Raw genomic sequence first — 6,000 nt, 5'->3', positions numbered from 1 at the left:
GCGGCGGCATCAATTTCCTGACGGCTTGTTCTTTGAATTCTGGGCTGTAACTGGGCACTTCTTCACTCCGACCGCTCCCTCAAATATTAACGAAAAACGAGCGGACATCTATTGTGACGCAGGGGGCCCCCCCGGCGCGCCCACCGCCAGTAGCGGTCGGCCGTCTCTGAACACAATCATGGGTGCCATGGAACTGCGTGGCCGCTTACCGGGTTCCACGCGATTCAACTGCGGCCGGCCATCAGCATCCAGCGGGGTCAACGAAAAATCGGTCATCTGATTATTCAGCAGATAGCCATTCACGAAAATTTTGCTGCCAAACGCCGACTCAATGGAAGTCGTCATGGACACCACATTGCCTGCGCGGTCGGTCACCACAAGGTGGGTCGTAGCGGGCTGCTCGATGGCAGCGTCTGCCACCGGCGCTTTGTTTATGCCCGCAGGCACCCCAGGCTTGGCCTGCCCCATGGATCGCTCGGGACGAATTAGTGCAGCGCGCTCAGCAATGTAAGTCGGGTCCAGCAACCCGCTCACAGGCACGTGGGCGAAGGCCGGGTCGGCCACATAGGCATCGCGATCCGCAAAAGCCAGACGACCGGCTTCCGAAAAATAATGCACCGCTTCTGCTGAATCGGGCCTCAGCCCAGCAATGGGCGTGTGCTGCAATAACGCCATCATCTGTACGACGGCTAAACCACCGGAACTGGGCGGCGGCATGCCGCAATAGCGTAGGCCTCTTGCTTCAGCACATAAGGCGTCGCGACGAATGGCACGGTAACCGGCAAGGTCGTCTTCGGAAAGGTCGCCCGGTACAGCATGCTCTGCTACCGCACGCACCATCGCTTGAGCCAGCGGGCCTTGGTAGAAAGCCTGTGCTCCTTCCTGCGCAAGCAGCCGTAGTACTCGTGCGTAGTCCGGGTTGCGCAGCATGTGGCCCACCGGCCAGGGCTCGCCATGTTCATCGTAGAAATACCCGGCGGCACTGGGGCTGGCCTTCAGCCCTTCGGAGCCCGCCACCATGGCATGCATGCGCGGCGACACCGGAAAGCCGTTTTCGGCTAAGCGCAGGGCGGGCGCAAACAATGCGGGCCAAGGCAACACCCCGTGTTCCGTATGCATGTCGGCCAGCATGCTTACCAGCCCTGGCACGCCTACCGATAAGCCGCTGTCTACTGCATCGAAAAACCCCATGGGTCGGCCATCACGCAGAAAACGATCGGGCCGCGCGCCGGCAGGGGCGGTTTCACGGCCATCGTAGGCATGGACGGCAGGCGCTTCCGCCTGATGCACCAGCGCGAAACCGCCGCCACCCAAGCCGGAAGATTGTGGCTCGACCAACCCCAGCACCCATTGCACGGCAATGGCGGCATCCACCACCGAGCCCCCCTGCTCAAGAATTTCGACCCCGGCCCGCGTGGCCAGCGGGTTGGCTGCACTGACCATAAAGTGTCGGGCCTGTGCTGGCGGACGCGATGTCAAAACTCCGTGAGTCGCAGCCTCGGGGGCGATGTCTGTTACCGCGACACCTTGGGCCACGACACCTTGCACCGCAACGCCAGACGCAGCAGACGCTGCAGGCGCGACGGACGCAAGCAGTAAACCCAGCCCAAGTAAGAGCGCCGCACGCCACCCGCACGAGAGCCGCCATCTGCCACATAGAACGTTGTAGGCGCCCGACAGCGCTTCTTCAGGCCCACGCAGCAATGTATTGAATGCCGCACTCCGGACCTGCCACGCCCGAATCCGCCATAAACAACGCTGTTTGCACCTGCTCGCAAAGCCCATGGCCGCCCCCGATAGATTGCCGTTCATCGTACTGAGTCCTCCAGGCATTTCTCAAGATCACACAGCGCTTCGCTGGGCTCATTAACGACGGGGTAGCTAAAAAAATAGGCTTCTTCAACATCCAGGCCCGCCGCCACCGGCATCACCAGTTCCCCCGACCTCAAAGCATCCTGAACCAAAAACCGAGGTACCAGCGCCACTCCCATGCCTTCTCTCACAGCGGCCAGCGACATGGTGAACAGCTCGTAGCGGGGGCCGGCATTTACGGTAGGCAGGTAGTCGCGCCCATGCGCCATATACCAGCGCCGCCAGGCATCGGGCCGCGAAGTCGTATGTAGATGCAGCATGCCCGCCAATGGATCTTTATCCCTCTTTCTGGCGGCCAGCAAAGCAGGTGCGCACACCGGCAGCAGCTCTTTTTCGTCAAATAGCTTGATGCCGCGCGTACCGGGCCACATACGCTCGGCATGATAGATGGCAGCATCAAAGGGCTGATCATTAAACTGAAAGGGCAAGGTGCGCACCGATAGACTGACAAAAATATCCGGGCGCAGCCGATGAAATTCGGCCAGCCGCGGCAGCAGCCAGATTGTGGCCAAGGTGGGCAACACCGCCACATGCAGATTACGCCCCACACCAGCCCGCGACATCAAACCCAGCGTATCCTTTTCAAGCTGGTCCAAGTGATGACGCACCCGAGCGGCATATTCCGCTCCCGCATCCGTCAGCATCACGCGCCGCCTGACGCGCGTGAACAATGCCACCCCCAGCCTTTCCTCAAGGCCTGCCACCTGGCGATAAACGGCACTGTGAGTCAGCGCGAGCTCTTCGGCTGCGCGTGAAAAAGAACCCAGCCGCGCCGTCGCCTCAAATGCCTGTAACGCGCCCAAATTCGGAATTCCATGCCTCATATCATTCCTTTGCCCACCGAGGCGAAATCACTTTGCCCACTGAGGCGCAATCAATCACCGCCTTGCTGTCTCAGCTGGCCCCCCTCCCGCGAGTTCAGTGCCGGGGTAGATGACTTTGCCTGGAACTTCCCTAAAATGGGCAATAAAAGAAACGTTGAAAAAACGCTGTCTTGCGCAGAAGGCAAGACAATGTGAGATTTTATCAATTGCGCTGTGCGCCCGGCGCACATATTCTTGGATACCATGAACTTATCCCCAAATTCGACTCCTGCCGCCAGGATTGGCGGCCATATCCTGGTTGATCAGCTCGTTGCACACGGTGTACGCCATGTGTTCTGTGTGCCGGGCGAAAGCTATCTGGCTGTGCTGGATGGCCTGCACGACCACCAGATTGATGTCACCGTCTGCCGCCAAGAAGGTGGCGCTGCCATGATGGCCGATGCTCACGGCAAGCTCACCGGCGAGCCCGGTATCTGCATGGTGACGCGCGGCCCGGGCGCTGCCAACGCACTGGCGGGCATCCATATCGCCAAACAGGACTCGACCCCGCTTATTCTGTTTGTCGGCCAAATCGAACGCGGCATGCGTGAAAGGGAAGCCTTCCAGGAAATGGACTACCGTGCGGTTTTCGGCACCCAGGCCAAGTGGGTGACGGAAATCGACCAGGTTGAGCGCATTCCGGAACTGGTCGCCCGCGCGTTTCACGTCGCGACGTCGGGCCGCCCCGGCCCGGTGGTCATCGCCTTGCCGGAAGACATGCTGGTCGAAGTCGCACAGGTGGCTGATGCGCCCCGTTACCAGGTGCCCGAATCCGCACCCACGGCAACACAGATGCAATCTATCGCGGCGCGTTTATCCAAGGCGCACCAACCCGTTGCCATCCTGGGCGGCAGCCGCTGGGATGCGGAATCCGTAACGCGCTTCCAGGCCTTCGCCCAGGCCTGGAACTTACCGGTAGCCGTACAGTTCCGTCGCCAGATGCTGTTCTCCACTGATCACGCCTGCTTTATCGGCGACATCGGCCTGGGCAGCAACCCGCAGCTCATGCAGTTCGTGCGCGACAGCGATCTTATTCTGATGATTGGCGGGCGTTTTTCAGAAATCCCCAGCCAGAGCTACACCTTGCTGGATATACCCGTTCCCCAGCAACAGTTGGTACATGTCCACCCGGATTCGTCCGAGCTAAACCGCGTGTATATCGCTTCGGAAGCCGTGAATGCTTCTCCGAAGGCGTTTACCCAAGCGCTCGAAACCTTGCCCGCCCCCACTGGGCAACCCGCGTGGGCGGCCGCGCTGCAAGCCATGCGTGAAAGCTACACGCAATGGACTAACCCAAACACCATCACCCTGCCCGGTGCGCTGCAAATGGGTCAGGTCATGAGTCACCTGAATAAAGTCCTGCCTGCAGACACCATTATGTGCAATGGCGCGGGCAATTACGCCACCTGGCTGCACCGTTTCCGACACTTCACCCAATATGGCACGCAACTGGCGCCCACCTCGGGCTCCATGGGCTATGGCCTGCCGGCCGCTGTGGGGGCCAAGCGCGTATTCCCCCACCGCACCGTGGTGTGTTTCGCGGGCGATGGCTGCTTCATGATGCATGGTCAGGAGTTTGCCACCGCCGTGCAATACGACCTGCCCATTATTGTGCTTGTCATCGACAACGGCATGTACGGCACCATTCGCATGCACCAGGAACGCCACTACCCCGGCCGGGAATCCGCCACTGCATTGCGTAACCCGGATTTCGCCGCATACGCTCAGGCATTCGGCGGCCACGGCGAACGGGTGGAATCCACCGATGAGTTCGCCCCAGCTCTGGAGCGCGCTCTTGCCAGCGGCAAGCCGGCCATCCTGCACTGCCTGCTGGACCCAGAAGCCATTACCCCAGCCCAGACGCTCAGCGCCATCCGGCAGCAGGCGCAACAAGGCTGATCCGGTAGTTCCCTTAATCTCAGTTTCATTCACTTGACCGTTACAGGAAAATTCATGTCCGCACCAACCTTCAACTGGGAAGACCCCCTGCTTCTTGATAGCCAACTCACTGAAGAAGAGCGCATGATCCGCGATGCGGCTGCCGCTTACTGTCAGGACAAGCTCGCGCCGCGAGTGCTGGAAGCTTTCCGTAAAGAACATACCGACCCCGCCATCTTCACCGAAATGGGCGAACTGGGCCTGCTGGGCGTCACGATTCCTGAAGCCTACGGCGGCGCCGGCCTGAACTATGTCAGCTACGGCCTGGTCGCCCGCGAAGTCGAACGCATCGACTCGGGCTACCGTTCCATGATGAGCGTGCAGTCTTCACTGGTCATGGTGCCCATTAACGAATTCGGCTCTGAAGAACAAAAACAAAAGTATCTGCCCAAGCTGGCCACCGGCGAATGGATCGGCTGCTTCGGCCTGACCGAGCCCAACCACGGTTCCAACCCTGCCGGCATGGAAACTCGCGCCGTAAAGACCGCCGACGGCTACCGCCTGACCGGCGCCAAAATGTGGATCACCAACTCCCCCATCGCTGATGTATTCGTGGTGTGGGCCAAAGTCGTTGGTGGCGAAGACGACGGCAAGATCCGTGGCTTCATCCTGGAAAAAGGCATGAAAGGCCTGAGCGCCCCCACGATTCACGGCAAGGTCGGCCTGCGCGCCTCCATCACCGGCGAAATCGTCATGGATGAAGTGGAAGTCGGCAACGACGCCATGCTGCCGGGTGTCACCGGCCTGCGTGGGCCTTTCACCTGCCTGAACTCAGCCCGTTACGGCATTGCCTGGGGTGCTCTGGGCGCTGCTGAAGCCTGCTGGCACACGGCCCGCCAGTACACAATGGACCGCCTCCAGTTTGGCCGCCCCCTGGCACAAACCCAGCTCATCCAGAAGAAGCTGGCCGACATGCAGACCGAAATCACGCTGGGCCTGCAAGGCTGCCTGCGCCTGGGCCGTATGAAGGACGAAGGTACGGCAGCGGTAGAAATCACCTCTATCATGAAGCGTAATTCTTGCGGCAAATCGCTGGATATTGCCCGCATGGCGCGCGACATGCTGGGCGGCAACGGTATTTCCGATGAGTTCGGCGTAGCCCGCCACCTGGTCAACCTGGAAGTGGTGAATACCTACGAAGGCACGCATGACATGCATGCGCTGATTCTGGGCCGTGCTCAGACCGGCCTGCAGGCGTTCTCCTAAGCTTAAATCGCTTTATCAGTACCGGCCCGCAAGGGCCTTTTCATGCTTTACACCGGCTCAAAACGCATTGCACCCCACTGGTTGGAATCCATGTCCAACATGTGGTGCAATTCGAAGGGCC

Annotated in this window: 4 protein-coding genes; 2 read left to right on the top strand and 2 right to left on the bottom strand. The window is 60.2% G+C overall.

Annotation, left to right across the window (positions count from 1 at the left end; all coding sequences use genetic code 11):
* Positions 1–108: 108 nt before the first annotated feature.
* Both VRY85_RS12745 and VRY85_RS12740 read right to left on the bottom strand, forming a co-directional pair.
* Positions 109–1,812 carry a gamma-glutamyltransferase family protein gene (locus VRY85_RS12745; protein ID WP_414598973.1) on the bottom strand — a complete coding sequence of 568 codons (1,704 nt, stop codon included), beginning with the start codon at positions 1,810–1,812 and terminating at the stop codon, positions 109–111.
* On the bottom strand, positions 1,809–2,696 hold the full coding sequence (locus VRY85_RS12740; RefSeq protein ID WP_414598972.1) for a LysR substrate-binding domain-containing protein: 888 nt from the start codon (positions 2,694–2,696) through the stop codon (positions 1,809–1,811). Before VRY85_RS12740 ends, VRY85_RS12745 begins: the two co-directional genes overlap by 4 nt.
* A 243-nt stretch (positions 2,697–2,939) precedes the next feature.
* Between VRY85_RS12740 and VRY85_RS12735 the strand changes: the two genes are divergently transcribed.
* Together VRY85_RS12735 and VRY85_RS12730 are read left to right on the top strand one after the other, a co-directional pair.
* Positions 2,940–4,634 carry a thiamine pyrophosphate-binding protein gene (locus VRY85_RS12735; protein ID WP_414598971.1) on the top strand — a complete coding sequence of 565 codons (1,695 nt, stop codon included), beginning with the start codon at positions 2,940–2,942 and terminating at the stop codon, positions 4,632–4,634.
* A 54-nt stretch (positions 4,635–4,688) separates the two neighbouring features.
* The gene (locus VRY85_RS12730; RefSeq protein WP_414598970.1) at positions 4,689–5,879 is read left to right on the top strand and encodes an acyl-CoA dehydrogenase; all 1,191 of its coding nucleotides are present in this window, start codon (positions 4,689–4,691) and stop codon (positions 5,877–5,879) included.
* The last annotated feature ends 121 nt before the right edge of the window (positions 5,880–6,000 follow it).

Origin of the sequence: Achromobacter sp. F4_2707, from assembly GCF_047501535.1 — a bacterium.
GTDB lineage: Bacteria > Pseudomonadota > Gammaproteobacteria > Burkholderiales > Burkholderiaceae_B > Yanghanlia.
Note: the sequence above shows the minus strand (reverse complement) of the source record. Positions and strands in the feature narration are given on the sequence as shown.

Excerpts from the sequence above, each read along its gene's own strand:
- VRY85_RS12745 (WP_414598973.1), bottom strand. The coding sequence starts at position 1,812 with ATGAACGGCAATCTATCGGGGGCGGCCATGGGCTTTGCGAGCAGGTGC.
- VRY85_RS12740 (WP_414598972.1), bottom strand. The coding sequence starts at position 2,696 with ATGAGGCATGGAATTCCGAATTTGGGCGCGTTACAGGCATTTGAGGCG.
- VRY85_RS12735 (WP_414598971.1), top strand. The coding sequence starts at position 2,940 with ATGAACTTATCCCCAAATTCGACTCCTGCCGCCAGGATTGGCGGCCAT.
- VRY85_RS12730 (WP_414598970.1), top strand. The coding sequence starts at position 4,689 with ATGTCCGCACCAACCTTCAACTGGGAAGACCCCCTGCTTCTTGATAGC.